Source organism: Bradyrhizobium sp. WBAH42, assembly GCF_024585265.1.
Taxonomy (GTDB): domain Bacteria; phylum Pseudomonadota; class Alphaproteobacteria; order Rhizobiales; family Xanthobacteraceae; genus Bradyrhizobium.
This window is the reverse complement of record NZ_CP036533.1, coordinates 1,088,101-1,114,255: the sequence shown is the minus strand read 5'-3', so window position 1 is coordinate 1,114,255 and position 26,155 is coordinate 1,088,101. Positions and strand designations below refer to the sequence as shown.

Annotated in this window: 21 protein-coding genes and 1 riboswitch; of the genes, 15 read left to right on the top strand and 6 right to left on the bottom strand. The window is 66.2% G+C overall.

Features of this window, described 5'->3' with window-relative positions:
* The gene (locus tag DCG74_RS05255) at window positions 1-981 is read left to right on the top strand and encodes an NAD(P)H-dependent glycerol-3-phosphate dehydrogenase (protein ID WP_172787877.1); all 981 of its coding nucleotides are present in this window, start codon (window positions 1-3) and stop codon (window positions 979-981) included.
* A gap of 2 nt (window positions 982-983) precedes the next feature.
* Window positions 984-1,397: an EVE domain-containing protein gene (locus DCG74_RS05250; protein WP_172787876.1), complete on the top strand. Its 414-nt coding sequence runs from the start codon at window positions 984-986 to the stop codon at window positions 1,395-1,397.
* Between the two features lie 115 nt (window positions 1,398-1,512).
* Here DCG74_RS05250 and DCG74_RS05245 read toward each other — a convergent pair whose 3' ends face one another.
* Window positions 1,513-2,592: an adenylate/guanylate cyclase domain-containing protein gene (locus DCG74_RS05245; protein WP_172787900.1), complete on the bottom strand. Its 1,080-nt coding sequence runs from the start codon at window positions 2,590-2,592 to the stop codon at window positions 1,513-1,515.
* A 101-nt stretch (window positions 2,593-2,693) separates the two neighbouring features.
* On the opposite strand from DCG74_RS05245, the gene DCG74_RS05240 reads away from it, so the two are divergent.
* Window positions 2,694-3,149 carry an SRPBCC domain-containing protein gene (locus tag DCG74_RS05240; RefSeq protein ID WP_172787875.1) on the top strand — a complete coding sequence of 152 codons (456 nt, stop codon included), beginning with the start codon at window positions 2,694-2,696 and terminating at the stop codon, window positions 3,147-3,149.
* Window positions 3,150-3,262: 113 nt separating this feature from the next.
* Here DCG74_RS05240 and DCG74_RS05235 read toward each other — a convergent pair whose 3' ends face one another.
* Window positions 3,263-4,432 (bottom strand): DNA topoisomerase IB, encoded by a 1,170-nt coding sequence (locus DCG74_RS05235; RefSeq protein ID WP_172787874.1) that lies wholly within the window; start codon window positions 4,430-4,432, stop codon window positions 3,263-3,265.
* 390 nt (window positions 4,433-4,822) lie between these two features.
* On the opposite strand from DCG74_RS05235, the gene acs reads away from it, so the two are divergent.
* On the top strand, window positions 4,823-6,769 hold the full coding sequence (acs, locus tag DCG74_RS05230; RefSeq protein ID WP_172787873.1) for an acetate--CoA ligase: 1,947 nt from the start codon (window positions 4,823-4,825) through the stop codon (window positions 6,767-6,769).
* Window positions 6,770-7,208: 439 nt separating this feature from the next.
* Window positions 7,209-7,724: a L,D-transpeptidase gene (locus tag DCG74_RS05225; RefSeq protein WP_172787872.1), complete on the top strand. Its 516-nt coding sequence runs from the start codon at window positions 7,209-7,211 to the stop codon at window positions 7,722-7,724.
* Between the two features lie 54 nt (window positions 7,725-7,778).
* Here DCG74_RS05225 and DCG74_RS05220 read toward each other — a convergent pair whose 3' ends face one another.
* A complete protein-coding gene (locus DCG74_RS05220; protein ID WP_172787871.1) occupies window positions 7,779-8,366 on the bottom strand; it encodes a thermonuclease family protein in 588 nt (195 codons plus the stop codon).
* 226 nt (window positions 8,367-8,592) lie between these two features.
* On the opposite strand from DCG74_RS05220, the gene DCG74_RS05215 reads away from it, so the two are divergent.
* From DCG74_RS05215 to cysN, 4 genes are all read left to right on the top strand, one after another.
* On the top strand, window positions 8,593-10,311 hold the full coding sequence (locus DCG74_RS05215; protein ID WP_172787870.1) for a methyl-accepting chemotaxis protein: 1,719 nt from the start codon (window positions 8,593-8,595) through the stop codon (window positions 10,309-10,311).
* A gap of 155 nt (window positions 10,312-10,466) precedes the next feature.
* Window positions 10,467-11,486 carry a sulfotransferase family protein gene (locus DCG74_RS05210; protein WP_172787869.1) on the top strand — a complete coding sequence of 340 codons (1,020 nt, stop codon included), beginning with the start codon at window positions 10,467-10,469 and terminating at the stop codon, window positions 11,484-11,486.
* A 5-nt stretch (window positions 11,487-11,491) separates the two neighbouring features.
* Entirely contained in the window at window positions 11,492-12,454 is a 963-nt protein-coding gene (gene cysD / locus DCG74_RS05205; RefSeq protein ID WP_172787868.1) for a sulfate adenylyltransferase subunit CysD, read from the top strand.
* Window positions 12,454-14,349, top strand: a complete 1,896-nt coding sequence (gene cysN, locus DCG74_RS05200; RefSeq protein WP_172787867.1) for a sulfate adenylyltransferase subunit CysN — start codon at window positions 12,454-12,456, stop codon at window positions 14,347-14,349. Before cysD ends, cysN begins: the two co-directional genes overlap by 1 nt.
* Before the next feature lie 40 nt (window positions 14,350-14,389).
* Here cysN and DCG74_RS05195 read toward each other — a convergent pair whose 3' ends face one another.
* Window positions 14,390-14,593, bottom strand: a complete 204-nt coding sequence (locus DCG74_RS05195; protein ID WP_172787866.1) for a DUF1674 domain-containing protein — start codon at window positions 14,591-14,593, stop codon at window positions 14,390-14,392.
* A gap of 188 nt (window positions 14,594-14,781) precedes the next feature.
* On the opposite strand from DCG74_RS05195, the gene DCG74_RS05190 reads away from it, so the two are divergent.
* From DCG74_RS05190 to purH, 3 genes are all read left to right on the top strand, one after another.
* Entirely contained in the window at window positions 14,782-16,128 is a 1,347-nt protein-coding gene (locus DCG74_RS05190; protein WP_172787865.1) for an RsmB/NOP family class I SAM-dependent RNA methyltransferase, read from the top strand.
* A 157-nt stretch (window positions 16,129-16,285) separates the two neighbouring features.
* Window positions 16,286-18,004, top strand: a complete 1,719-nt coding sequence (locus DCG74_RS05185; RefSeq protein ID WP_172787864.1) for a heparinase II/III family protein — start codon at window positions 16,286-16,288, stop codon at window positions 18,002-18,004.
* Between the two features lie 59 nt (window positions 18,005-18,063).
* Window positions 18,064-18,145: riboswitch (ZMP/ZTP riboswitch) on the top strand.
* Between the two features lie 24 nt (window positions 18,146-18,169).
* Window positions 18,170-19,762 carry a bifunctional phosphoribosylaminoimidazolecarboxamide formyltransferase/IMP cyclohydrolase gene (gene purH / locus DCG74_RS05180; protein WP_172787863.1) on the top strand — a complete coding sequence of 531 codons (1,593 nt, stop codon included), beginning with the start codon at window positions 18,170-18,172 and terminating at the stop codon, window positions 19,760-19,762.
* Between the two features lie 157 nt (window positions 19,763-19,919).
* Here purH and DCG74_RS05175 read toward each other — a convergent pair whose 3' ends face one another.
* Window positions 19,920-21,305, bottom strand: a complete 1,386-nt coding sequence (locus DCG74_RS05175) for an MFS transporter (RefSeq protein WP_172787862.1) — start codon at window positions 21,303-21,305, stop codon at window positions 19,920-19,922.
* 101 nt (window positions 21,306-21,406) lie between these two features.
* On the opposite strand from DCG74_RS05175, the gene ggt reads away from it, so the two are divergent.
* On the top strand, window positions 21,407-23,158 hold the full coding sequence (gene ggt / locus DCG74_RS05170) for a gamma-glutamyltransferase (protein ID WP_172787861.1): 1,752 nt from the start codon (window positions 21,407-21,409) through the stop codon (window positions 23,156-23,158).
* A gap of 29 nt (window positions 23,159-23,187) precedes the next feature.
* Here the strand turns inward: ggt and DCG74_RS05165 are convergent, their stop codons facing one another.
* Window positions 23,188-23,853: a glutathione S-transferase family protein gene (locus DCG74_RS05165; protein ID WP_172787860.1), complete on the bottom strand. Its 666-nt coding sequence runs from the start codon at window positions 23,851-23,853 to the stop codon at window positions 23,188-23,190.
* A 169-nt stretch (window positions 23,854-24,022) separates the two neighbouring features.
* On the opposite strand from DCG74_RS05165, the gene DCG74_RS05160 reads away from it, so the two are divergent.
* Together DCG74_RS05160 and DCG74_RS05155 are read left to right on the top strand one after the other, a co-directional pair.
* On the top strand, window positions 24,023-24,619 hold the full coding sequence (locus DCG74_RS05160) for a DUF2239 family protein (protein WP_172787859.1): 597 nt from the start codon (window positions 24,023-24,025) through the stop codon (window positions 24,617-24,619).
* A gap of 88 nt (window positions 24,620-24,707) precedes the next feature.
* On the top strand, window positions 24,708-26,057 hold the full coding sequence (locus DCG74_RS05155; RefSeq protein ID WP_172787858.1) for an MATE family efflux transporter: 1,350 nt from the start codon (window positions 24,708-24,710) through the stop codon (window positions 26,055-26,057).
* The last annotated feature ends 98 nt before the right edge of the window (window positions 26,058-26,155 follow it).

Below are 26,155 nucleotides of genomic sequence, written 5' to 3'. Positions count from 1 at the left end.
ATGACCGCGCCGCAATCCGTCGCAGTAATCGGCGCGGGCGCCTGGGGCACGGCGCTGGCGACGGTGGCGGCGCGAGCCGGGCGAAACGTGACGCTGTGGGCACGCAATGCCGAGCATGCCGCGCGGATCGCATCGACGGGTGACAATCCAAGGCTGCCTGGCGTCCAGCTCGTGCCTGAGATCGTCGTCACGAGCGATCTGTCGCTTGCCACGCGTGCGGACATGCTGCTGATCGCAACACCGGCGCAACATTTGCGCGGCGCGGTCAACATGCTGGCCTCGCACATCACGAAGCCAATGCCGATCGTCGCCTGCGCCAAGGGCATCGAGCACGGCACCCACAAGTTCATGACCGAGGTGATCGCCGAGGCCGCGCCGCACGCGCAGCCCGCGATCCTGTCGGGGCCGAGCTTTGCCGACGACGTCGCACGTGGCCTGCCGACGGCAGTGACCCTGGCGGCAAGCGATGAGGCGCTGGCCAGCAGCCTGGTGCAGGCGCTGGGCTCGCCGACATTCCGCCCCTATCACTCCACCGACATCCGCGGCGTCGAGATCGGCGGCGCCGCCAAGAACGTGCTGGCGATCGCGGTCGGCATCGCGGTCGGACGCAAGCTCGGCGCCTCCGCGCAGGCGGCCCTCACGACCCGCGCCTTTGCCGAGCTGACGCGCCTCGGCCGCGCGCTCGGCGCACGCCGCGAGACGCTCACCGGCCTCTCTGGCCTCGGTGATCTCATCCTGACCTGCTCGAGCCCGCAATCGCGCAACTTCGCGCTCGGCCTCGCGCTCGGGCGCGGCGAGCAGCCTCCCGCCGGCAAGCTCGCCGAGGGCGAGTTCACCGCCCCCGTGCTGATCGAGCTCGCCGCTTCGCAAAACATAGAGTTGCCGGTATCGGAGGCGGTCGCATCCATCCTGAGCGGCCGAAGCACGATCGATGCCGCGATCTCGGGGCTGATGACGCGCCCCTTCAAGGCAGAGGAATAAGCATGGCGTACTGGCTCGTGAAATCCGAACCGTCGGTGTGGTCCTGGGACCAGCAGGTTGCGAAGGGCGCCAAGGGCGAAGCCTGGACCGGCGTGCGCAATTTCACCGCGCGCCAGAACCTCGTGAACATGAAGAAGGGCGACAAGGCGTTCTTCTATCATTCCAACGAGGGCAAGGAGATCGTCGGCATCGCCGAGATCATCAAGGAGGCCTATCCCGATCCAACCGACAAGACCGGCAAATTCGTCTGCGTCGACATCAAGGCCGACAAGCCCCTGAAGACGCCGGTGACGATGGCCGCAATCAAGGCCGAGAAGAAGCTCACGGACATGGCGCTGGTGAAATATTCGCGCCTCTCGGTGCAGCCGGTGACGGCGGAGGAATGGAAGCTCGTCTGCAAGATGGGCGGGGTTTAGTCGCATCTTGCCCTGGATCTGTAGGGTGGGCAAAGCGCAGCGTGCCCACCATTCAGGATGAAAGCTCGCGGTGGAATAGTGGGCACGGCGCGCGTAAAGCGCGCCTTTGCCCATCCTACAGATCTGGCAACGCAAACACCTCGCACGGCGCGGCAATGCCGCGCAGCGCATGCGTCCCGAGCGCGACTAGCGGCATCTCCGTCTCTGCAGCGACCGCGCCCGAGACCAGCACGGTCCGGCCCAGCGGCTTGCACAATCCCTCTAGGCGGCTGGCGAGATTGACCGCGGGGCCGATCGCGGTGAAGTCGAGCCGGTTGGCGGCGCCGATATTGCCCCAAAGCATCTCGCCGAGATGGAGCGCGGCGCCAAACGACAGCGGCGGCAATCCTTGCGCGCGGCGCTCCTTGTTGAGGTACGCCATCCCGGCCTCGGCTGCGCCTGCAGCACGCAGAGCAGCGTCACAGGCGCGGCGCGGCGACGCCTCGAGCACCGGAAAGATCGCGAGCACGCCGTCGCCGATGAATTTCAGCACCTCGCCGCCGAAGGCGTGAACCGCGCCGGCGATGCGATCGAACCAGGCGTCGAGCGCCGCGATGACGTCGGCCGGCGGTGTGGTCTCCGACAGGCTCGTGAAATTGCGCAAATCCGCATAGAGCAGCGCGGCCTGGATGGTCTCGCCGAGATCGCGGCGCAGAGGCGCCGCGAGCACCCGCTCCGCGCTGCGCGTGCCGAGGTAAGCATCGAGCGTCGCCCGCAAGGTGGCGCGGGCGGCGAGCACGGCAAGCGGCGTCGCGGCGAAACGCGCGGCCTGACGTAGTTGCTCGATCTCATCCGCCGTGAACGGACGCGGCCCGATCCAGCCGAGCAGCGGCCCATCGGGCCGTCCGGCGACATCTTCATGCACCTGCCCGCGCGCGCTGTCGCGCAGCCAGCGACGGCCGGCGTCGTTGGGTGGATCGGGCGCGAGGCCGCCCGGCGCGAAGCCGAGCGCTTCGATCACCTGGCCGCTATCGGCACGCCACAGCCAGGTCCGTTTCGCGATCAGCGGATGCGGCACCGCCAGCGTCAAGGCGCCTGCCTCGAGCGGCACGCCGTCGGCGACCAGATGCGCGCCGAGTTCCGCGAGCAGGCGGTCGGCCCCGGGACAATCCGAGGCGGCATCGAGGAGCCAGGCGAGGGTCGAAGAGAGGTGCATGGCCCGATGATGACGAAGGCGGACCGTCTTTGTCACGGGCAATCCTTGACGGAGCGCCGGGCCGCCGCCATGTCCCATCGTCAGACCAGGGATGATCGCCGATGCCCGAGCCGTTCATAGTGCGACGCGAGACCCAGATCGCGGCCCCGCGCGCCACCGTCTTCGCCTATCTCACCGACCCCGAAAAGATCCTGAGCTGGATGGGCTCGGATGCGACCACCGAGCCGTATCCCGGCGGGCTCTATTTGCTCAAGGGCGTCAGCCCGCGCGGCGGTGTCGCCCGCGGTGTCTTCCGCGAGGTCGTGCCGGTGCATCGTCTGGCCTACACGTTCGGCTGGGAGGGCGGCCAGGAAGTTCCGCCCGGCTCGAGCCTGATCGAGATCGACCTGATCGAGCAGGACGGCGGCACGCTGCTGCGCATGACCCATAGCGGCCTGCCGAACGAAGCGCAGGCCGCCGCGCATGCGACGGGATGGGCGCACTATCTGGAGCGGCTCACGATCGCAGCCGCGGGCGGCGATCCCGGTCCGGACAAGGGTGTGTCAGAAAAGAAGTAGCGCTCGGTAGGGTGGGCAAACGCGCGCCCTTCGCGCCGTGCCCACCACCTTTCACCATGAGCAAATGGTGGGCACGCTTCGCTTTGCCCACCCTACGAGAGTGCGGCGCGCCGTTACACCGCTGCGGTCGCCACCACCTGCGCCAGCAGCTGTTCACGCCTCGCCTGCGAGCGCTGGCCCTTCATGGTCGCGGCGAAGCGCTCGAGGATGCCCTCCTCGAAGGCGGTGACGATGGTGTCGTGGACGTAGCTCTTGCGGCAGATCGCCGGCGTGTTGGAGAGCTGGTCGGCGGCGGCGCGGATCGCGTCGAGCACCTGCTTCTTGCGGCCGCGCTGGCTGCTCGCCGGCGTGATCCGCGACAGCGATTCCACCACGACGGCGGACGCCATCAGCGTACGGAAATCCTTCAGCGAAATCTTGATGCCGGCGATCTCGCGCAGAAACGCGTTCACCTGGGTGGTGTTGACCGCGCGCACGATGCCGTAGGCATCGCGATACTGGAACATGCGCTTGCCGGGAACGCTCTGCAAAATGCCGATGGCGCGCACCAGCTTGGCGGCGTCGCACTCCTTGCGCACCGCCTTGCCACCCTTGGCCTTGAAGGTCAGCACGAAGCAATCGTCTTCCAGCGTGACGTTGGACTTCAGCAGCGTGGTGGCGCCGCGGGTGCCGTTGAGGCGGGCGTAGGATTCATTGCCGGGACGGATCGCGGTACGCGCGATCAGCTCGATCACGGCCGAGAGCGCGAACTCGCGCGTCGGCTCGTCACCGGACAGGAACGCCGAGACCTTGCGCCGGATTTTCGGCAGCGCGCCGACGAGCTTTGCCAGGCGATGCGCCTTGCGCTGCTCGCGGACCTTCTCCCAATCGGCGTGATAGCGATATTGCAGCCGGCCCGCGGCATCGCGGCCCACCGCCTGCAGGTGCGAGTTCGGATCGGCGGAGTAGCGCACCTCGCGATAGGCCGGCGGCACCGCCATGGCGTGCAGCCGGCGGATGGTGCGGGCGTCGCGGATATGCGCGCCGTTGGGACGGACGAAGGAATAGCCCTTGCCGCGCTTGATACGGCGGATGGTCAGCTCGTTCTGGTCGCCGAGCCGCAAGCCCAGCTCCTTGGCGAGGGCCTCGACCGTCGCCGCAGGCGCCGTGTCGTAGGTCTTCTTCGGGCTCGGGCGCCTGAAACCGGTCGGTTTCGGCCATTGTCCGAGGGCCTTGGCCAGGGCAATGGCTGCAGGATCGGCTGAAGCGGGCCGCATCGTCCCGAGATTCTGCTGATCCATCATGGTCTTATGCCTTAGCCCTGTCTGTTATCGATCAATGCCGCTGTTCTGATTTTTGTTCCGAAGGGTCTCTTTGGACCCGGGTTGGCCATTTAGGGTGTTCCGAACGCTATTGCGAGTCCCGAATCAGTGGGGAACGGTTCCTAAATACCTCCGACTGACGCATAGGGGCTCTGCGGCGTCCCTTCTGGCGGCCTGGGTCAAGAGCCGAAAGGCGCCTGTCGGCCTGTTTCAGAATTGCGACAGCGGGCCTTCCGGACCTTGATCCTCCGCATGGCCGGCTGCCCGCCGAAGGTCCAGCTTGTGCTCCTTGTCGGGTCCGGTTAGCCCGACGCATAATCCGTCAAACGATGCTGTCGGCATTGCCTGAGCTTGCCGCATGTGGAGGGAAGCATGTCCGAGAAGATCTACGACGTCCCCGCGGAGTGGGCGAAGCGCGCCTGGGTCGACCAGGCCAAGTACAAGGAGATGTACGCCCGCTCGATCTCGGACCCGAACGGCTTCTGGGCGGAGCAGGCCAAGCGCATCGACTGGATGAAGGCGCCGACGAAGATCGAGAACGTCTCCTTCGCGCCCGGCAACATCTCGATCAAATGGTTCGAGGACGGAATCCTCAACGTCGCCCATAACTGCATCGACCGGCATCTGCCGGCGCGCGCCCACCAGACCGCGATCATCTGGGAAGGCGACGATCCCTCGCAGTCCAAGCACATCACCTATAAGGAGCTGCACGACGAGGTGTGCCGGATGGCCAACATCCTGCGCACCCGCAACGTCAAGAAGGGCGACCGCGTCACCATCTACCTGCCGATGATCCCCGAGGCCGCCTATGCGATGTTGGCCTGCGCGCGGATCGGCGCGATCCACTCCGTGGTGTTCGCGGGCTTCTCGCCCGACAGCCTTGCTCAGCGCATCAACGATTGCCAGTCCAAGGTCATCATCACCGCGGACGAAGGCCTGCGCGGCGGCAAGAAGGTGCCGCTGAAGGCCAATGTCGATGCCGCGCTCAGTAAAGCCGACGGCGTCGACTGGGTCGTCGTGGTCAAGCGCACCGGCGCCAAGGTGGACATGAACCCGACGCGCGACCTCTGGTACCACGAGGCCGCGGCAATGGTGACCACGGAATGCCCGGTCGAGCACATGCACGCCGAGGACCCGCTGTTCATCCTCTACACGTCGGGCTCGACCGGCCAGCCCAAGGGCGTGCTGCACACCTCCGGCGGCTATCTCGTGTTCGCCTCGATGACGCATCAATACGTCTTCGACTATCACGACGGCGACATCTACTGGTGCACCGCCGACGTCGGCTGGGTCACCGGCCACAGCTACATTCTCTACGGACCGCTGGCGAACGGGGCGACGACGCTGATGTTCGAGGGCGTGCCGAATTATCCGGATAATTCGCGGTTCTGGAACGTCATCGACAAGCACAAGGTCAACATCTTCTACACCGCGCCGACCGCGATCCGCGCGCTGATGCAGAGCGGCGATGAGCCGGTGAAGAAGACCTCGCGCGCCTCGCTCCGCCTGCTCGGCTCGGTCGGCGAGCCCATCAATCCCGAAGCCTGGGAATGGTATCACCGCGTCGTCGGCGACGACCGCTGCCCGATCGTCGATACGTGGTGGCAGACCGAGACCGGCGGCATCCTGATCACGCCGCTGCCGGGCGCCACCAAGCTGAAGCCGGGCTCGGCAACGCAGCCGTTCTTCGGCGTGATGCCCGAAATCGTCGATGCCGACGGCAAGGTGCTGGAAGGCGAGACCACCGGCAACCTCTGCCTGACGCGGTCCTGGCCGGGCCAGATGCGCACGGTCTATGGCGATCACGCTCGCTTCGAGCAGACCTATTTCTCGACCTACAGGGGCAAGTATTTTACGGGCGACGGCTGCCGCCGCGATGCCGACGGCTATTACTGGATCACCGGCCGCGTCGACGACGTCATCAACGTCTCCGGCCACCGCATGGGCACCGCCGAAGTCGAAAGCGCGCTGGTGGCGCATGAGAAGGTGTCGGAAGCGGCCGTCGTCGGCTTCCCGCACGACATCAAGGGTCAGGGCATCTACGCCTATGTCACCCTGATGGCCGGCGTGCAGCCGACCGACGAGCTGCGCAAGGAGCTCGTGACCTGGGTGCGCAAGGAGATCGGTCCGATCGCCTCGCCCGACCAGATCCAGTTCGCCCCGAGCCTGCCAAAAACCCGCTCCGGCAAGATCATGCGCCGCATCCTGCGCAAGATCGCCGAGGACGAGCCGGGGAGCCTCGGCGACACCTCGACACTCGCCGATCCTGCCGTCGTCGATGATCTCGTCAAGAACCGGCAGAACAAGAAGTCAGCGTAAGGCAAGCTCGTGCCCCGGACGCAGCGCAGCGCTTCTTCAGCGGTGAGCTGCTGAGCCGGGGCCCATCTAACGACAAGCGTGTGGCTTGCTGGGTCCCGGCTCTGCGCAGCAGCGTTTCACGCTGCAGCGCGTCCGGGACACGAGACTAGTTTTCGCGTCAGCCCCCAAAAGACAACAGCGATTCACACCCTCACGCTCTTGTCAGCGGGCGCGGTGGTGCGCCGGCATCTTTCCCGCCGAGTGTTGTTTTCAGGTCATTTACTTTATTTCGAACATTTCCTTTGTTCCCCCTGCTGGCCGGCCCTCGGCAGCCGCGCGTGGAAACCATTGGGTTAACGGGCGCGGTTAAGAATGAGCATCGACGAGGGCTTGGTGCGGCGGCGATTGCCGGGTTCTGCGTCATTTTGGACGATCCGTTTGGGGTTAAGGGGAAGCATCGATGTCGATGAGGATTGCGGTGGCGCTGGCCGCCACCATCGCGGCAGGGGCCTTGACGTCGACGGCGGCGCAGGCGCGGCCGGAAATGGTGGGGTCACACCTGGCCGACTATTCGCCGGGCACCATCGTGGTCAAAACCAGCGAGCGGCGGCTTTATCTCATCCTCGGCAACGGCCAGGCCGTGCGCTATCCGGTCGGCGTCGGCAAGGCCGGCAAGCAGTGGGCCGGCACGACGCGGATCGACGGCAAATATCTCAATCCGGCCTGGGCGCCGCCCGCCGAGGTGAAGCGCGACAAACCGAACATGCCCGACGTCATTCCGGGCGGCTCGCCGCGCAACCCGATGGGCGTTGCGGCGATGACGCTCGCCGGCGGTGAATATGCGATCCACGGCACCAACGTGCCGGGCTCGATCGGCGGCTTCGTCTCCTATGGCTGCATCCGCATGCTCAACGACGACATCACCGATCTCTATGGCCGCGTCTCCGTCGGCACGACGGTGGTCGTGACGCGCTGATCGAGGAGCTCGCGAGAAGACCGTCAAAGCCGCGTCGCTCGACGCGGCTTTTTGCTACCAGAAGCGCCAGCCCCGCGCGCACCAGCCGTCGCGATGGCCGCCATTGTAGCTGCGCACGTAGCCGCCCGCGAGCAGCGCGGCCGCGACGTCGGCGGTCCGTCTGGTCGCAACATCGGCGAGGACGCGCCCGTACTTGTCGGCACCGAGATTGCTGATCGTGACGCCGCCCTGGCCGAGCAGATCGCGCAATGCGCGGGTCGCAGCTTCGGCCTTATCCAGCTCCTCCTGGCAGGACGCCTTCAATTCAGGCGCATCGATGCCGCGCAGCCGAACGCGCGCAACGAGACCGCGGCCGTCACGGTGGCGCAGGCGCGCGAGAAAAGTGTCGCCATCGACGGTGCGGATGACCTCGACCGGACGGAGGTCGGCATTGCCGGTCTGCTGCAGGATAATTTCGGCATTCTGCCCCTGGTCGTCAGTCGCATGCGGCTGCGGCCAGTTTGTTCCGTGACGAAAGGTGATCACGATCACCACCGCCACGCCGACCACGAACATCCATGGCGGCAGGCCCGAGAATTGGCGGCGGAACGGAGAACCGCTGAACGACGACCGATGAGGATTGATACGACCGGGGGAACGCATCGTTCCACGCTAGAGCTGAGTCGGGCAACCTCGCAAGCGCGTGCCTTCCACGCACTTCAATGCCGACTGCGTCGCTATCGCTGTTCCAAGCGCTCTCCGGCGGTGACCCCCTGTAGTTGCACGGGCTAATCGGCCGTACTTCTACGGTCACTATGGAATGTTACCCAATTTTCAATCTTTGGTTGCGAATACGATTGCCGTAGGGTGACGATCCAAGGAGGCAGAGGTGGGGACATTCAGGTTTCGCATCGGAACCAAGCTCGGCATCGTGACGGGCATAAGCGTCGTGCTGGTCGGCGGCATGCTGATCAACCAGATGCTCGGTAACCGTTCGATCGCCGAATCCAATCGCCTGGTCACGATCAACTACCTCAACAAGGGCAATGCGCAGGCAGCGCAGACGGCGATGGCACGGGCGCAGCTCGCCGCTCTCGAACTCGGCTCGGCGCCGACAGCCGGAGAGGTCGACAGGCTCCTCGAGCTTCTCCGCACCCGAGGGGGCGAGGCCGGGTCGGAAATCGATGCCGCGACCGAGCGGGCGACCCGGAAGGTCACCCAGGACGCCTACCGTGAGACCAAAAAATTCGTCGAAGCGTATCTGACCAGTGGCATCGAGCTGGCGGGGGCGCAAAAGGCCCTCATTGCCGCTCCTGCCGGTGGTGCCAGGATTGCAGCGGAATCGGCGAAGGCAAGCATTCTCGCAGAGCACATGCGTCCGGCCGCTCTGGAAGTCAGCAAACGCATCGACGACCTCGTCGGCGTCGCCAACGAATTCGCCGCGCGCCGCAAGGGCGAGATGCTCACCGAGCTGGACCGGGTCGCCAATTTCGCATTGATCGTCGGCGTATTCGTCGTTCTGACGTTGGTCGGGTCCGCGGTGTTTTCCGTGATGAGTATCGCCAGGCCGGTCCGTCGCATCGGCGACGTGCTGCTGCAACTCGCGGGCGGCAACAAGGCGATCGAGATTCCCTACACGGGCCGCGGCGATGAAGTCGGCGACAATGCTCGCGCCGCCCAGACCTTCAAGGAAAATCTGATCCGCATCGAGCAGATGGAAGCCGAGACGAAGGACCAGGAAATCGCCGCGGCCGCTCAGCGCAAGCAGGAGATGACGCGGCTCGCGAGCGCATTCGAAACTGCGGTTGGCGGTATCATCGACTCCGTGTCGGCGGCCTCCCACCAACTCGAATCCGCCGCCGGCACACTGTCCGGCACGGCGGAACAGACCCAGCAGCTCTCGGGAATGGTCGCCGCCGCTTCGGAAGAAGCCTCCACCAACGTCGGAGCCGTGGCGTCCGCAGCCGAGGAAATGAGCACGTCGGTCGTCGAGATCGGCCGCCAAGTGCACGATTCCAGCCGCATCGCTAGCGACGCGGTCAAGCAGGCCGAGCGCACCGACGTCAGGATCAATGAGCTGCTCAAGGCTGCGGGCCGCATTGGCGACGTCGTCAAGCTGATCACCGCGATAGCCGAACAGACCAATCTCCTGGCCCTGAACGCAACGATCGAGGCGGCGCGGGCGGGCGAATCCGGCCGCGGCTTCGCGGTCGTCGCCAGCGAGGTCAAGGCGCTCGCAGCACAAACCGCGCGTGCGACCGAGGAGATCAGCGCACAGATCGCCGGCATGCAGGCGGCGACCGAGGATTCCGTCGGCGCGATCAAGGAGATCGGCGCAACCATCGCCCGCATCTCGGACATCTCGACGACGATCGCTGCGACCATCGAGGAGCAGGGCGCGGCGACGGCCGAGATTGCGCGCAACGTCAGCGAAGCCGCCAAGGGCACCGTCGAAGTTACGAATAAGATCGCGCAGGTCAGTCAAGGCGCCAGCGCCACCGGCGCGGCATCGGGACAGGTGCTGGCATCGGCGCGCTCGCTGTCGAGCGAAAGCAGCCTCTTGAAGACAGAGCTCGAGAAGTTCCTCAAGACCGTGCGCGCGGCCTGATCCGCAAAACGTCGGCGAGCATTCGCAGTGCTCGCGGGCGTGGGCGGTACCCCCCGGGATTCTCCGGGTTTGACGACAGCCATCCCACAACTATAGCCTGCATGTGATGCTGCAAGCAACCTCGTTTGCGGAACCACTAGAGTGAGCTCCCCCATATGAACATCGACGGGACTTTCCCCGATTCGCTCCAACGAACCGCCGATCTGATTCGGCAACAGCACGGCTCCCTCGATACTTTGCCGCTTTCGCCGGTCGGCGAATTCCAGACCAGGACCGTCACGCTTGAGAGCTTGATGCGCGAGGTCACCGGGTGCCTTGCGGAGAATTTCCGGCATCGCCCGGCGCAAGACTTCCCGATGCTTTATTTTGCATGCGGCAAGGCTCGTGTCGGCTCGACGGCTCTGAGCAATCTGTTCGGCATGACGGGGATGCCGTCATATTACCAGCCGCTGAAGGCGATCTTGCGCGACGCGCTCGTCGGCCGCCCGCTGACGCCCTGGATCGTTCCATCGGCCACCGACGAGCCGCACATCTTCAGCAAGGAAACGATCGGGCCCTACGTGCTTGCCGAGAGCCTGTTCAATCCGTTGCAGCTCTTGATCGAAGCGGGCTATCCGCGGCACCGGCTCCATCTCATCATGCTTGATCGGGAGCCGGCGAGTTCGCTGGCGTCGTGGCTCGACAAGCTGATCTCGCGCGCGCCAGCAGACGTGTTGCTGCGGCACTATGTGGTCGCAGCGCTCAGCGCGGCTCGGGTCTCTAGCTACGCCGAGCGGCAGGGCGTTCCCGTCACTCACTACGTCTACGAGGTAAGCAAGGAGGCCTTGTCGTCCGTGCGCGTCTTGTTCGACCGCCTCGGACTGTCCGGCAGCTTTACCGAGAATGCCGTGACGTCGTGGCGGGAGCCCGGACAAATGGAGGCGAACAACGCGCGCGTCATCTTCCCGAGCGAAGCGGCGATCTACAAGGTGCCCAATCTGCACACCTCCGACATCGCCTATCGCTACCAGCGCCGCGCGACGGCCTCTCTCAGCGAAGCTCAGCTCGAAACTCTCGAGCGCTGTGGGGTCAATGAATCCTATCGCACCTCCGTTGCGGCCTGCGCTCACGATCTCGGCCTGAATACGGCGATGTCGGCGCGACTGTTCGGCGATTGGTTTGCTGCGGCCGCGTGATGAGCATGCTGGACATCCCCACGACCGCCAGATCCGCCCTCCCTGAAAGGGCCGGCGGCAAGCAGCTTCACGTCACAAGCCATCTCCGACGGCTGGAGGCGGAAAGCATCCACATCCTGCGAGAGACGGCGGCCGAGTTCCGCAAGCCGGTCATGCTGTATTCGATCGGGAAGGATTCGTCGGTGCTGCTGCATCTGGCGATGAAGGCCTTTGATCCCGGCAAGCCGCCGTTTCCGCTGCTGCATGTCGATACGACCTGGAAGTTTCGCGAGATGATCGCGTTTCGGGATCGACGCGCGCGCGAGCTCGGCCTCGACCTGATCGTCCATACCAACGCTGACGGATTGAGCCAGGGCATCGACCCTTTCACCCACGGCTCGGCCCGCTACACCGACGTCATGAAGACGCAAGCGCTGCGACAGGCGCTGGACCTCCACGGCTTCGACGCCGCGATCGGAGGCGCGCGGCGCGACGAGGAGAAGTCGCGCGCCAAGGAGCGCGTGTTCTCGCACCGCAGCGCTGCGCATCGCTGGGATCCGAAGAACCAGCGGCCGGAGCTGTGGGGCCTGTACAACACGAGGCTCGCGCCCGGCGAGAGCATGCGGGTGTTTCCACTGTCGAACTGGACCGAGATCGACGTGTGGGACTACATCCTGCTCGAGGACATCCCGATCGTTCCGCTCTATCTCGCAGCTTCGCGCCCCGTGGTCGAGCGCGACGGCGCGTTGATCATGGTGGACGACGGCCGGATGCCGCTCCAGCCTGGCGAAGAGCCGCAATGGCGCTCCGTCAGGTTTCGCACCCTCGGCTGCTATCCCCTCACCGGCGCAACGAGCTCAACGGCGGCAACGCTGCCTGAGATCGTGCAGGAGATGATGGCATCGCGCACCTCCGAACGACAGGGACGCATGATCGACCGGGACAGTCCCGCATCGATGGAGCGCAAGAAGGCGGAAGGTTATTTCTGATGTCCTATCACGAGGCACCGACGATCGCCGCGACCGATGCGCCGCGGCTCGAGCATGACGATCGGCCGACTCTGCGTTTCGTCACCTGCGGCAGCGTCGACGACGGCAAGAGCACGCTGGTCGGCCGGCTGCTCTACGATTCGAAGACGCTGCTCGACGACCAGCTCGACGCGCTCGCCTCGGAGAGCAAGACCGCCGGAACCACCGGCGGCGACCTCGACTTCGCGCTGCTGGTCGACGGGTTGCAGGCCGAGCGCGAGCAGGGCATCACCATCGACGTGGCCTACCGCTTCTTCGCCACGAAGCTGCGCCGCTTCATCGTCGCCGACACGCCGGGGCATGCGCAATATACCCGCAACATGGCGACCGGCGCCTCCAATGCCGACCTCGCCGTGGTGCTGGTCGACGCGCGCAAGGGCGTGATCACGCAGACGCGGCGCCACAGCCACATCCTGTCGCTGCTCGGCATCCGCCACGTCGTGCTCGCCGTGAACAAGATGGACCTGATCGGATTCGACGGTGATCGCTTCGCTTCCATCACCGCCGAATACCTGACTCTGGCCGGCCAGCTCGGGATCTCCCAGGTCCAGTGCATCCCGGTCGTGGCGCCCGACGGCGACAACATCGTCGCCGCGAGCACGCGCATGCCCTGGTACACGGGGCCGACCATTACGGCCTATCTGGAATCCGTGGACGCGGCCGGGGACGCCTCGCAGCAGCCGTTCCGGCTGCCGGTGCAATGGGTGAGCCGGCCGCATGCGGATTTTCGCGGCTTCTGCGGACGGATCGCGAGCGGGACGATCGCGGTGGGCGATGCAGTCCGCGCGCAGCCGTCGGGACACCAGACCCGCATCGCACGCATTCTCACGCCCGGCGGCGAACACAATCACGCAGGGCCGGGCGAGTCCATCACCCTCACGCTCGCCGACGAGATCGACGTCAGTCGCGGCGACGTGCTGACCGCCGGATCTGCCGCGCCGGTGTCGGACCAGCTCGCGGCCCATCTCGTCTGGTTCGATGACGAAGCCATGGTCGCCGGCCGGCGCTATCTGCTCCGGTGCGGCGCCGCCTCGACCGGCGCGGTGATCACGACGCTCAAGCACCGGGTCGCCATCGACACCAGGGCGCGGGAAGGCGCCACCACGCTCGACGTCAACGAGATCGGCTATGTCCATCTCGATCTCGACCGGCCGCTGGTGTTCGAGGCCTATCGCGACAACCGCGACATGGGCAGCTTCATCCTGATCGACCCGATCAGCCATCGCACCGCCGCGGCTGGAATGATCGACATGTCGCTCCGCCGCGCCACCAACGTTCATTGGCAGCGGCTTGCGGTCGACAAATCCGTGCGAGCCCGGCTGAAGCAGCAACGGCCCTGCGTGCTCTGGTTCACGGGGCTGAGCGGCGCCGGCAAATCGACCATCGCCAATCTCGTCGACAGCCGGCTTGCCGAGCTCGGGCGCCATGCCGCGTTGCTCGATGGCGACAATCTTCGTCACGGCATCAACCGCGACCTCGGCTTTTCCAATGCGGAGAGAACGGAGAACGTCAGGCGCGTCGCGGAGATCGCGGCACTGTTCGTCGATGCCGGCTTGATCGCGCTGGTGGCGCTGATCTCGCCGTTTCGCAGTGAGCGCGAGCTGGCCCGCCAGCGGCTCGAGGCGGGTGAGTTCATCGAGATCCACGTCGCGACGCCGCTTGCCGACTGCGAGCGCCGCGATCCCAAGGGGCTCTATCGCAAGGCCCGGGCGGGCGAGCTGCCGGCATTCACCGGCATCGATCATCCCTACGAAGCGCCGCTGGCACCGGACATCACCCTCGACACCTCGGAGCTGTCGAGCGAGGCGGCCTGCGAACGCATCATCCGCTACTTGCGAGAGCACAATTACCTGTGACGACCGAGACGAGCCATGCCGGCGTTATCCGACCGCAAGTTCAGAAGTCGGAAGCGATGCCCTTGCGCTCCCAATCGCCGTAGCGGGTGGGCTCGGGCCCCTGCGGACCCTGCAACTCCTTCGCTTTGACCTCGGCCTCGTTCTTGGCCTGGGCGGCCGCAGCCTGCCGGCGCGCCTCGGCCTCGGCCAGCGCACGCTGGGCGGCCGGCGACAGCGGCTTGCGATCGGGAACGGGGTCACTCATCGCCGCGCGTTCTAGCGCAGGACCGGGCGTAACGCGATGCCCAATAACGCATTCCTGAAATCGGCTCGGAGCGCTGAAAAACCCGCAAGCGATTCTTACATTTGGCATATTCGCGTGTCAGAGATCGAGTTCTCAAGGCATGCGCCCATTGCGGCGGAACTGCCGCTCGTTCAGAACCTTGCTTCCGCATGCCATCTCAACGTTTCGTCCCTCCGTCCGAAGTGCCCGGCCTTGCGGCGCGACGGATTGCCGCCGACATCGTCGACGGCGTGCTGCACAAGCACCGCACGCTCGACGACCAGCTCGACGGCGGCGGTGCCCATCCCGGACTGAAGACGCTGGCCGACCGCGACCGCGCGCTGATGCGGCGCCTGGTCGCCACCGTGCTGCGCCGGCTCGGCACGCTCGGCCATGTGCTGTCCCGCCTGCTCGACAAGGGCATCCCCTCCGAAGCGCCGCGGGCGCAGAGCGCACTTCTGATCGGAGCCGCGCAAATCCTTTGGATGGACGTTCCGGATCACGCCGCGGTCGATCTCTCCGTCCGCCTCGTGCAATCCGACCGCCGCGCCGCGCGCTATGCCGGCCTCGTCAATGCCGTGCTGCGCCGCTGCGCGCGCGAGGGCAAGGCGCTGGTCGAGGAGGTCGCGACGCAATCGCTGGATCTGCCGCCATGGCTGCTCGCGCGCTGGAGCGCGCATTATGGCGAGGCGACCGCACGAGACATGGCATCCGCGCTCGGCCACGAGCCTTCGCTCGATCTCACGGTGAAATCGGATCCCGCACAATGGGCGAGCCGCCTGCATGGCGAGACGCTGCCGACGGGAACGGTGCGGATGCTGCTGCACGGTGCGGTGACCATGCTGCCCGGCTTCGCCGAAGGACAATGGTGGGTGCAGGACGCCGCCGCCGCGCTACCGGCGCGGCTGTTCGGCGACGTCAAGGGCAAGTCCATTGCCGATCTCTGCGCCGCCCCCGGCGGCAAGACCGCGCAGCTGGCGCTATCGGGCGCGCATGTGACGGCGATCGACCGCTCGCCCGCGCGGGTGGCGCGTTTACGCGAAAACCTGACGCGGCTGTCGCTGCAGGCCGAGACCGTCGTCGCTGACGCCGTCGAATGGGCCGGCCCGGCCGAGGCATTCGACGGTATTCTGATCGATGCGCCCTGCACCTCCACCGGCACGATTCGCCGGCATCCCGACGTCGCATGGCTGCGGCAGGACTCCGACATCGCCCCCCTGGCCGCGCTCCAGCAGCGGCTGCTGAAGAAATCCGTCTCGCTGCTCAAGCCGGGCGGGACACTGGTCTATTGCACCTGTTCGCTGGAACCCGAGGAGGGCGAGCAGGCGGTGGCGGCGCTGCTCGCCGCCGAGCCCGCGCTTCGCCGCGCCCCGATCTTGGCGTCGGAGGTTGCGGACCTCGGCGAAATCCTCAACCGGGACGGCGATCTGCGTACCCTGCCCTGCCATCTCCCGAACGCCGATCCCAGGCTCGGCGGGCTCGACGGATTTTTCGCGGCCCGGCTCGTTAAATCCTGATTTTGCACTGGATTTTGCGACCACGACGCTGATTCGCGCCGTTCAAGGTGGTGTCAGACGTCCGATTTTGGGATTAATAAGGATTCGTCACTGATCCTCTCCCCCATCAAGGCAAGGCGTGTCGGTCGCTCAACGCAGACGTATCTCGACGCTGGTCATGAACCGCTTCGCGCGGAACATGCTCGCGCGCGCGAGCGGCGGTTCCGTTGCGCTGTCGCGGGTCTGGCCCGGCCGCACCGACCGGCTGATCATCGCTCCGCACGATCTGCGTACCGCGGATGCGACCCGTGCCGCCGAGATCTATGCCGGCCGCTTCGTCTTCGCCGGCAAGATCGTCAACTGCCACGGCCGATCGATCTTCGATCTCGAGCCGCCGTCCGAGGATTGGGAGGTTGCGCTGCTCGGCTTCGGCTGGCTGCGGCATTTGCGCGCCGCCGACACGGCGCTGACGCGGGCGAATGCGCGCGCACTCATCGAGGACTGGATCGGCAACCCCGCCAACAAACGCCGTCCCGTCGCACGCCGCGCCGACGTGCTGGCGCGGCGCGTGATCTCGCTGCTGTCGCAGGCGCCGCTGGTGCTGAACGAGACCGACAACAAGTTCTACCGCCGTTACTTGCGCGCCCTCGCGCGCGAGATCCGCTTCCTGCGCTACACCATGGTCGACATTCCGGACGGGGTGCCGAAGCTGCAGGTGCTGATCGCGCTGTGCTATGCGTCCCTGTGCCTCGCCAACCAGACACGTCATATCCGCACCGCCTCGAAGAAGCTGTCCGACGAATTGCAGCGGCAGATCCTTCCCGATGGCGGCCACATCTCGCGTAATCCGGGCGCGCTGATCGAACTGTTGATCGACCTCTTGCCGCTGCGGCAGACTTTTGCTGCGCGCAACATCGCGCCGCCGCCGGCGCTGCTCAATGCGATCGACCGCATGATGCCGATGCTGCGCTTTTTCCGGCACGGCGACGGGAATTTCGCCCTGTTCAACGGCATGAGCGCGACGTCTTCGGACCTGCTCGCGACGCTGCTCGCCTATGACGACACCCACGGCGCGCCGATGGCGAACATGCCGCATACCGGCTTTCAGCGCCTCGATGCCGGCCAGACCACCGTCATCATCGACACCGGCCCGCCGCCGCCGGCGGGCGTCAGCCACGACGCCCATGCCGGCTGTCTGTCGTTCGAGCTGTCCTCCGGCATCAGCCGCATCGTCACCAATTGCGGCATGCCGACCACGGGCCGCGACAATTGGCGGCCCTTCGCGCGCAGCACGGCGGCGCATTCGACGCTGACCTATCACGAGACGTCGTCATGCCAGTTCGTCGAGATGTCGGCGATGAAGCGGCTCCTGCACGGCGCGCCCGTCACCAGCGGCCCGGTCGAGGTCGAGAGCTATCGCGAGGTCGTGCAGAACGGCACGCTGCTCACGACCTCGCATGACGGCTATCTCGGCAAGTTCGGCGCGATCCACCGCCGCGTGCTGATGATCGCCAATGACGGGGCGCGCATCGACGGCGAGGACACGCTGTCGCCGCCGCAGGGCGGACGCTTCAAAGGCACCGATGCCGATTTCGCGCTGCGCTTCCATCTGCATCCGGCGGTGAAGGCGAGTCGGCTGTCGGATGCGCGCGGCGTCATGCTGGTGCTGCCGAACCGCGACGTCTGGACCTTCGAGGCATTGGACGACAAGGTCGATCTCGAGGACAGCGTATTCCTTGCCGGCAATGACGGCCCGCGCCGCACCGCCCAGATCGTGATCCGTCAGAACGCCCGCCAGGCCCCCTCGATCCGCTGGAGCTTTGTCCGCTCCACCGCCTCGCCCGCGGTGACCAATGCCCGCCGCAACGCCCGGCGCGAGCCGGAACTTCCGTTGTAAACAGGCGCGATCCGGCCCCATCTACCCGTTGAGAGCGACGCCAAAAGCTGCTATCGAGCGCTCGCTCGCGCGACTGGCGACCTTGGATGGAGCACCATCGGGAAGCGCGGGACGTATCCGCCGCGCGCCTGGGCATAGACACTCCCTGAACAGAGGATCTTGCTCATGACTGATCATCCCCGCCGCGTCACCCGCGCTCTCCTTTCCGTCTCCGACAAGACCGGCCTAATCGAGTTCGCCAAGGCGCTTGCCGCGCACGATGTCGAGCTGGTCTCGACCGGCGGCACCGCCAAAGCGATCGCCGCGGCCGGCCTCAAGGTGAAGGACGTCTCCGAGCTGACCGGCTTCCCCGAGATGATGGACGGCCGCGTCAAGACGCTGCATCCGAAGGTGCATGGCGGCCTGCTCGCGATCCGCGACAACAAGGACCATGCGGAGGCGATGAAGGCGCACGGCATCGCGCCGATCGACCTGCTCGTCGTCAATCTCTATCCGTTCGAAGCGACCGTCGACAAAGGCGCGGGCTTCGAGGATTGCATCGAGAACATCGACATCGGCGGCCCCGCGATGATCCGCGCCGCTGCGAAGAACCATGACGACGTCGCCGTCGTGGTCGAGGCGCAGGACTATCAGGCCGTGCTCGACGAGCTCGCCGCCAACAAGGGTGCGACCACGCTGGGCTTGCGCCGTCGGCTGGCCGCAAAGGCCTATGCGCGCACCGCGGCCTATGACGCCGCAATCTCCAACTGGTTCAACCGTCAGCTCGAGATCGACGCGCCCGACTTCCGCGCTTTCGGCGGCCGGCTGATCCAGTCGCTGCGCTACGGCGAGAATCCGCACCAGAGTGCCGCATTCTATGCGACCCCGGACAGGCGCCCGGGCGTCTCCACCGCGCGGCAGCTCCAGGGCAAGGAGCTCTCCTACAACAACATCAACGACACCGATGCGGCCTATGAATGCATCGGCGAGTTCGACGCCAAGCGCACCGCGGCCTGCGTCATCGTCAAGCACGCCAATCCCTGTGGCGTCGCCGAAGGACCGAACCTCGTCGAGGCCTATCGCCGCGCGCTGGCCTGCGATTCGACGTCCGCGTTCGGCGGCATCATCGCGATGAACCGTCCGCTCGATGCCGACACCGCGCGCGAGATCACCAAGATCTTCACCGAGGTCATCATCGCACCCGACGCCAGCGAAGAAGCGATCGCCATCATCGGCGGCAAGAAGAACCTGCGCCTGCTGCTCGCCGGCAGTCTGCCCAATCCGCGTGCGCCGGGCCTGACCGCCAAGACGGTGGCCGGCGGTCTACTGGTGCAGAGCCGTGACAACGCGGTCGTCGACGACATGACGTTCAAGGTGGTGACCAAGCGCGCGCCGACCGACGCAGAGATGCGCGACCTGAAGTTCGCGTTCCGGGTCGCAAAGCACGTCAAGTCCAACACCATCATCTATGCCAAGGATCTCGCCACCGTCGGTATCGGCGCGGGCCAGATGAGCCGGGTGGATTCCGCGCGGATCGCGGCGCGCAAGGCGCAGGATGCTGCTAGCGAGCTGAAGCTCGCCGAGCCGCTCACCAAGGGTTCGGTGGTGGCCTCGGATGCGTTCTTCCCGTTCGCCGACGGGATGCTCGCCTGCATCGAAGCCGGCGCCACCGCCGTGGTGCAGCCTGGCGGCTCCATGCGCGACGACGAGGTGATCAAGGCCGCCGACGAGCACGGCATCGCCATGGTGTTCACGGGCACGCGGCACTTCAGGCATTGACACGATCTGCGTAGCGGGCTGCAAGAGCTACGACGATCCTGTCGACCTCGTCATTGCGAGCGCAGCGAAGCAATCCAGAATCTTTCCGCAGAGGAAGTCTGGATTGCTTCGTCGCTTCGCTCCTCGCAATGACAGGGGGTGAGATCGCGTAATGTGGCTACTTCCGCACCCGCATCAACAGCCCGAGACCCGCGACGAAGAACACGACCAGCACGGCCATGCCGGCCTTCTGGCTGGCGGTCAGCGCGGTGACCATGCCGATCAGGAGCGGGCCGATGAAGGACGTCACTTTCCCGGTCAGCGCGAACAGGCCGAAATACTGCGCGATGCGGTCTTTTGGTGCGAGGTGGATCAGCAGCGTGCGGGAGGCGGCCTGGAGCGGGCCGCCGGCTGCGCCGATCAGGCAGCCCAGCACGAGATAAGCGCGCTCGGCCGCACTCGAGAACAGGGGAGCGCCGGCCTGCGGCAGCGCGGTCTTGACGAACAGCACACTGTCCTTGTCGACCAGGAGGATCGCGGCCACCGACAGCAGCAGGACCAGCAGGCTGCCGGCGATGACGCGCTTCGGCCCGAGACGATCATCCAGCTTGCCGCCGAGCCAGGCGCCGAGCGCACCGGCAATCGCGAGCATGATGCCGAACGTCCCGATCTGGATCGTGTGCCAGCCGAAGGTGCCGGCGGCATAGATGCCGCCGAAGGCGAACAGCGACACCAGACCATCGGTGTAGATCATGTTGGCGAGCAGGAATGCCGCGAGCGATTTCTGCCTCGGCAGACTCTCGATCGACTGCTTCAGCTCCGACAGACCCTCGCGTAGCGCCTCGCGCAACGGTCGCTTCGCCGGGTAATCCGGCGTGAACAGGAACATCGGCGTCACGAAGATGATGAACCACAGCGCGGTCAGCGGGCCGGCCGCACGGTCGCCCTGATGCGTGACGGGATCGAGCCCGAACAACGGCGTGAAGCCGAGCAGCGTGCGGCCGGTCTCGGGATTGGCAGCGAGGAAGCCGAGCACGATGATCAGGCTGACGATGCCGCCGATGTAGCCCGTGGCCCAGCCGGTGCCGGAGAGCCGGCCGATCCGCTCCGGTGGCACCAGGGTCGGCATCATCGCATTGTTGAAGACGGTGGCGAATTCCGCGCCGATGCTGGCGAGCGCCACCGCAGTGAGCAGCGGGGGAATGACGGCGGCATCGCCCGGCTTGCCGATCCACAGCGTGCAGGACGCCAGCACCAGAACCGCACCGAACCCCGCGATCCACGGTTTCCTGCGGCCGGCGGCGTCGGCGATCGCTCCCAGCACCGGCGACAGCAGCGCGATCGCAAGGCCCGCCGCAGCCATCGCAAAGCCCCACAGCGACTGCCCGGTGGCGGGATTTGGTGCCACGCTGGTCGCGAAATAGGGCGCGAACACGAAGGTCGTGATCAGCGTGAAATAGGGCTGCGCAGCCCAGTCGAAGAAGATCCAGCTGACGACGGCAGCGCGCGGCGGGTAGGACCGCGGCGCGCCAGCCATACGCACATCCGGGGCGATCGTCGTCATCACGCAGTCCTCATCACGAACAGTTTTGTCTCTCTCGGCGCAAACCGTATAGCATTACCGAGACAGCTGTGAACCGGGTCGAGCGTGCGACGGTAATTTCGATGATCTCGTCATATACAACACGGCGAACCTTTTTCGCGATCGTCGCCAGTCTGGCGTTCGCTCTCACGCCGGCGGCCGCTCAGGACGCGCGGTCGGGCTATGTCCCGCCGGCACGCGATGCGGTGCGGGCCGTCGCCGCCGAGCACGGCATGGTGGTGGCGCAGGAGAAGATCTCCGCGCAGATCGGCGCCGACATCCTGCGGCGCGGCGGCAATGCGATCGACGCCGCAGTCGCGACCGGCTTTGCGATGGCGGTGACCTATCCGCGTGCCGGCAATATCGGCGGCGGCGGCTTCATGGTGATCCATTCCGCCGACCGCAATGAAGACATCACGATCGACTATCGCGAGACCGCGCCGGCCGCGACCACGCCGCAGATATTCCTCGGCGCCGACGGCAAGCCTGACACGACGAAGTCACGGGATTCCGCGCTCGGCATCGGCGTGCCCGGCACCGTCGCGGGCCTCGCCCTCGCGCTCGACAAATACGGCTCGGGTCAGTTCACGCTGGCGCAACTGCTGGCGCCCGCGATCGCGCTCGCACGCGACGGCTTCATCGTCAGCGACGACATGGCCGATACGCTGCCGAGCTGGCACCGGCGGCTGGCGCGCTGGCCTTCCTCGGCCAAGATCTTCTCACGTCCGGATGGCACGCCGCTGGGCGAAGGCGATCGGCTGGTGCAGGGCGATCTCGCCGAAACGCTGGCAGCCGTCGCCGCGCAGGGGCCGCGGGGATTCTATGAGGGGCCGGTCGCCGAGAGACTCGCTAAGGCCGTGACCGATGCCGGCGGCATCATGACGCCGGCCGACCTCAAGGCCTATCAGCCGGTCGTCCGCGCGCCGGTGCGCGGCAGCTATCGCGGCTATGACATCGTCTCGATGCCATTGCCCTCATCCGGCGGCGTCGTGCTGATCGAGACGCTCAACATCCTCGAAGGCTTTCCTATTGCCGATCTGAAGCAGGGATCGGCGGCGTCGCTGCATCTCTTGATCGAAGCCATGAAGCGCGCCTATGCCGACCGCGCCCGCCATCTCGGCGATCCCGCCTTCGTCAACGCGCCGATCGAGACCCTCATTGCGAAGGACTACGCCGCCAAGCTGCGCGCGGGTATTTCCCCCGAACGCGCTACGCCCTCGAAGGAGCTCGTGGCCGCTTCTGCCACGCCGCGTGAGGGCAGCAACACCACGCATTTTTCCGTCGTCGATGCCCGCGGCAACGCCGTCAGCAACACTTACACGCTGAACTTCAGCTACGGCGTCGGCCTCGTCGCCGACGGCACCGGCGTGCTGCTCAACAACGAGCTCGACGATTTCACCGCGGCAGTCGGCGCCTCCAACGCCTATGGCCTCGTCGGCTTCGAAGCGAATCTGCCCGGACCCGGTAAGCGGCCGCTGTCGTCGATGTCGCCGACCATCGTGCTGAGGGACGGCAAGCCGGTGCTGGTGACGGGCTCGCCCGGCGGCAGCCGCATCATCTCGACCGTGCTTCAGGTGATCGTGAATGTGCTCGACTACAAGATGGATGTTGCGGCCGCCGTGGCAACGCCGCGGCTGCACCATCAATGGCTGCCGGACGAGGTGCGCCTCGAGCGCGGCTTTCCCGAGGGCGTGCTGCTCGAGCTGAAGGCGATGGGGCACCTCGTCGTCGAGCCGATGGGGCAGACATCGGCCAACTCGATTCTGGTGACGCCGAACGGGCCACTCGGCGCAGCCGATCCGCGCACGCGCGGCGCGGAGGCGGCGGGGCAGTAACTGCTTCCGGAATGACGGGGTGAGGGACTTTACCGCCCGACCTGATACGGCCCGCCCTTCTCAAGCGCGCGGTTGTACGCAGGCCGGGCGTGGATGCGCTCCAGGAACGCCATCGCCTTGGGATGGCCCTGCTCGAGCCCGCCTCGGGCTTGGGCGGCTTCGAGCGGAAAGCTCATCTGGATGTCGGCCGCGGTGAACTCGCTGCCGGCGAACCACTCGCTCTTCGCAAGCTCGCCTTCCCAATAATCCATGTGCTGCTTGATCTGCGGATTGACCAGCGCGGTCAGCGCCTGGTTGCAGACCTTGCGCACCAGCGGGCGCAGCAGCGCCGGCGCGCGCTTCGGCATCAGCGTGAACAGCAGCTTCAACAGCAGCGGCTGCATCGCGGATCCTTCCGCATAGTGCAGCCAATAGGTGTAGCGCAGCCGCTCGGGCGTGTTCGCCGGGGGAATCAGCCGTCCGTTGCCATAGGTGGCGATGAGATATTCGATGATCGCGCCCGACTCGGCGATGGTGTTGCCGTTGTCGGTGATGACGGGCGATTTGCCGAGCGGGTGGATGGCGCGCAGCTCCTTCGGCGCACGCATGTCCGGCTGGCGCTGATAGCGCACGATCTCGTAAGGCACGCCCAGCTCCTCGAGCAGCCACAGCACGCGCTGCGAGCGGGAATTGTTGAGGTGGTGAACGGTCAGCATCGCGGGGTCCTCAAGGCTTGGACTTAGGCTTAAACTTGGACTTGGGCGTGGTCCCGCGCCGTTGGTGCCAGCCCGGGAACACATTGTCGAGCCGTCGCTGCAGATATTTTCACCCGGGTATATTGACGCGGGGAATTTACCCGGGTATTAAGCCGACAACGCGATCAATATGGCAATGATTCCAATGCAAGGAACCTACACAGCTTTCGCCGGCCAGCGCCGGCTGGCCTCCGGCGCGGCGGGCGATGTCGCGCTTGCCGTCAAACGGGCCACGCAGCCGCTGGACCAGCCGATCATCATCTTCGACGACGGCACGGGCCGGTCGATCGATTTCGACCTGCGCGGTGACGACCGCGAGGTGCTGGCCCGGCTTGCGAAGCTTGCCCCACCGTCGGCTGAGGCGACGGAAGCGCCCGCAGAGCCGCGCGGACGCGGCCGGCCGAAGCTCGGCGTGGTCGCGCGCGAGGTGACCTTGCTGCCGCGGCACTGGGAGTGGCTCAACGCGCAGGCCGGCGGTGCTTCGGTCGCGCTACGCAAGCTCGTCGACGAGGCGAGGCGCGCCAGCGGCGACAAGGACCGTGAGCGTCAGGCGCGCGATGCGGCCTACCACTTCATGTCGACCATGGCCGGCAACCTGCCGCAGTTCGAGGAAGCTTCGCGCGCGCTGTTCGCAGATGACCGGCGGCGCTTCACCGGGCTGATCGCCGACTGGCCGGCCGACATCCGCGACCACATCGTCAAGCTCGCCTACAGCGACCGCGCTTAAACCGCGCATCGCTTTCACAACCCCATCGACGGCCGAGCCGCGCATTGCGCGGCAACGGCTTCGCACGCCCTGATGAAAGGCCAATGCCATGTCTGCCGCAAAACCGCTCTGGACCGCATTCCTCCGCTTCCTCGTCCCCCTGATGCTGGGCAACGCCCTGCAATCGCTGTTCGGCACCGTCAGCAACGTCTATCTCGGCCAGATGATCGGCGTCGACGCGCTCGCCGCGGTCTCGGCGTTCTTCCCGGTGATGTTCTTCCTGTTCGCCTTCGTCATGGGCCTGAGCACCGGCGCCACCGTCCTGATCGGCCAGGCCTTCGGCGCCGGCGAGCATGGCCAGATCAAGATCATCGTCGGCACCACGCTCGCCGCCGGCCTGCTGCTCTCGATTGCGATTGCACTCGTCGGCGGGCTCTTCAGCCGGCACTTGATGGTGATGCTCGCGACGCCCGCGGACATTCTCGATGAGGCCAGCGCCTATGCGCGCATCATGCTGTTGACCATGCCGCTCGGCTTCGTCTTCCTGCTGATGACGGCGATGATCCGCGGCGTCGGCGACGGACTGACGCCGCTGCTGGCGCTGGCCTTGTCGACGGCGATCGGCTTGATCCTGACGCCGATGCTGATCCACGGCACGTTCGGATTGCCGGCGGTCGGCATCACCAGTCCTGCCTGGGCGGCTACGACCGCCAACGCGCTGACGCTGATCGTACTCGCCGTCTATCTGCTGCGGAAAAAGCACGCGCTCGCGCCGGACGCGACGCTGCTGCGTCACCTGCGGCTGAGCGGCGCCGTGTTCGGCAGAATTCTCGGCATCGGCCTGCCGAGCGCGATCGGCATGGTGGTGATGGCGATTGCCGAGCTTGTGCTGCTCGGCCTCGTCAACGGCTTCGGCTCGAATGCCACCGCGGCCTATGGCGCCGTCAACCAGGTGATGGGCTATGCGCAGTTCACGGCGATGTCGATCTCGATCGCGGTCTCGATCCTCGGCGCCCAGGCCGTCGGCGGCGGCGACCGGGTCCGGGTCGACGGCATCGTGCGGATGGGCCTTGCGTTCAACATCGTCCTGACCGGCGGGCTGGTGGCGCTGATCTACCTTGCGCCGCGCGCGGTGCTCGGCATCTTCATCACCGACGGCGCCGTGCTGGACCTGGCGAAGGGATTGCTCAACATCGCCTTGTGGAGCTCGGTGCCGTTCGGGCTCGCCACCGTGTTCTCGGGCGCGATGCGCGGCGCCGGCGTCGCGTTGACGCCGATGCTGCTGTCGATCTTCGCGATTGCCGCAATCGAGCTGCCGGCCGCAATCATCCTCAGCCAAGCCGTCGGCCTGACCGGCGTGTGGGCCGCCTATCCCATCGTGTTCTGCGCCATGTTGATTCTGCAGATGGGCTATTACCACCTGGTGTGGCGCAAGCGGGCGATCCCGCGCCTGATCTGACCTTCAAAGTATTATGACCGTCATTAAACGATGGACCTGTGGCGCGCCCTGCGCCACAATGAGGAAAAGCCAACTCAAAAAGCCAGGCCAGGGAGAAT